This window comes from Micromonospora inaquosa (genome assembly GCF_003857055.1).
GTDB classification, from domain to species: domain Bacteria; phylum Actinomycetota; class Actinomycetes; order Mycobacteriales; family Micromonosporaceae; genus Micromonospora; species Micromonospora inaquosa.
In genome coordinates this window covers 1-2,233 of the sequence record NZ_QGSZ01000026.1, presented here as the reverse complement: position 1 = coordinate 2,233, position 2,233 = coordinate 1, and the positions used below count along the sequence as shown (strand labels likewise).

2 protein-coding genes are annotated in these 2,233 nt (G+C 74.9%); both read right to left on the bottom strand.

Annotated features, from left to right (window positions below; translation table 11 throughout):
* Positions 1-9 precede the first annotated feature (9 nt).
* Positions 10-810: an energy-coupling factor transporter transmembrane component T family protein gene (locus DLJ59_RS00145; RefSeq protein WP_124770513.1), complete on the bottom strand. Its 801-nt coding sequence runs from the start codon at positions 808-810 to the stop codon at positions 10-12.
* Entirely contained in the window at positions 807-2,225 is a 1,419-nt protein-coding gene (locus DLJ59_RS00140; protein ID WP_124770514.1) for an ABC transporter ATP-binding protein, read from the bottom strand. Before DLJ59_RS00140 ends, DLJ59_RS00145 begins: the two co-directional genes overlap by 4 nt.
* Between the last annotated feature and the right edge of the window lie 8 nt (positions 2,226-2,233).

Here is a 2,233-nt window from a genome sequence, read left to right as displayed (position 1 = left end):
GGGTGGGGGTTAGCTGATTAGGGGGCGGAAGGTGCCCAGGAGGACGCTCGTGGTCAGGGCTGCTGCGGCGAGCACGACGGCCCCGGCGATGAGGAGGGTGTCGGCGCGGGTGAAGTGCTGCCGGCGGGCGACGGTACGGGGTGTGCCGGCGTCGAAGCCCCGTGCGTCCATCGCCACGGCCAGCCGGGTGCCTCGACGGATCGCCCCCACCAGCAGCGCGAACGCGGTGGAGGCGAAGAGCCGAAGCTTCGCTACCGGATTGCGTCCCGCGTCGACGCCCCGCGCGCGCCGAGCCATGCTGATCATCTGCCACTCCTGGCCGAGTAGCGGCACCAGTCGGAACGCGGCCAGCGCCCCGATGGCGAACCGGGCCGGCGCCTTCGCGTTCTGGATCAACGCGTCGGCCAGGTCGGTGGGGTCGGTGGTCGCGAAGACGATCACGCCGGGCAGCGCCACCGCGAACACCCGCAGCACCAGGCCGAGCGCGGTGAGCAGCACGCCGGTGCTCACCAGCACCGGCCCCGCGTCCAGCAGGACCCGGCCGGACCGGTCGGCGGCGAACAGCACCAGGGTGACCAGGATGCCGGCGGCACTGAGCAGCAGTGGCCAGGCCCGTCGGGCCAGCACCCGGTAGCGGATGCCGAACAGCGGCAGGACGGCCAGTTCGAGGGCGATGGCGATCGCCGGGGCCACCGGGTCCAGGGTGGCCAGCAGGGTGAATGAGAAGACCAGTGCGGCGGCGACCTTCGCCACCGGGTTGCGGCGGGCCAGTGGCGCGTCCGGCGCGGCGACCGGCTCGATGCTGATCATCGGTGGTCGTCCGAGGCGCGGTGCAGGGTGACGGTGCGGTCGGCGAGCGCGGCGACGAAGTCCGCGTCGTGGGTGACGGTGACCACGCCATGCCCGGCGTCGCGCAGGTCGGCGAAGAGGTCGACCAGTTCCTGCCAGGTCCGCCGGTCCTGGCCGAAGGTGGGTTCGTCGCAGATCAGCAGGCGTGGCGCGGTGGCCAGGGCGGTCGCCACGCTCAGCCGCCGCGCCTCACCGCCCGAGAGGGTGTACGGGTTGGCGGCGGCGAGCCGGGCCAGCCGCAGCCGTTCCAGTAGCCCGGCCACGGTCTCCTTGACCGCGGCCTCGGGTTGACCGGTGCGGCGTGGGCCGAGCGCCAGCTCGTCGAAGACGGTGCTGGTGACGAACTGGTGCTCCGGGTCCTGGAAGACCGACCCGATCCGCCGGGCCAGTGCGGGGGCACGCCACCGGTGCGGGGGAGTGCGGTGATCCGGCCCGGCCAGCTCGGCGGACGCGGTGACCCGCCCGGCCCCGGGCCGGAGCAGGCCGCCGAGCAGCAACGCCAGGGTGGACTTGCCGGCACCGTTGGGTCCGCGTACGGCGAGTGCCTCACCGGCGCGTACCGCCAGGTCGGTGGCGCCCAGCCGGGGCGGCAGGCCGAGCCGGTCGGCGGTGAGCAACACCTCCCCGGGGCCGGCGGTGGCGGCCCGGGGTGCGATGGGGTGACCGGGCACCCAGACCCCCTCGGCGGCGAGGGCGGCACCGTGGGCGGCGAAGACCGCCTCGGGTGTGCCGTCCGCGCGGACGCCGCCACCTGGTTCCAGGACGACCACCCGGTCGACCAACGGCAGTGCCTCGGCGACCCGGTGTTCGACCAGGATCAGCGTGGTGTCGGCGTCCAGCGCGCCGGCGACCGTGTGTCGGACCAGGTCGGCCCCGGCCGGGTCGAGGTTGGCGGTCGGCTCGTCGAGGAGCAGCAGGGCGGGGCGTAGGGCCAGCGCGCCGGCCAGGGCGAGGCGTTGCTGCTCGCCGCCGGAGAGCGCCGCGGTGTGGCGGTCCCGGGAGTAGGGGAAGCCGACCCGGTGCAGCGCCTCGTCGACGCGGGGCCAGATCTCGTCGGCCGGCACTCCCCGGTTTTCCAACCCGAACGCCACGTCGTCGCCGCAGCGCGCCATCACCAGTTGGGTCTCCGGGTCCTGGAAGACGATGCCGACCCGTTCGCGCCCCTTGCGCGGGTCGAGCCCGTCGATCTCGACGGTGCCCTCCTGCTCGCCGGAGTCGTCGGGAAGCAGGCCGGCCAGCGCGCTGAGCAGGGTGCTCTTACCGGCCCCCGACGGCCCCAGCAGCAGAACCCGCTCCCCGGCCTCGACCCGCAGGTCGACCCCGCGCACCGCCCAGCCGCGCCGCCCAGCGTGCCGCCACCCGAACCCCCGCAGCAGTACCCCGC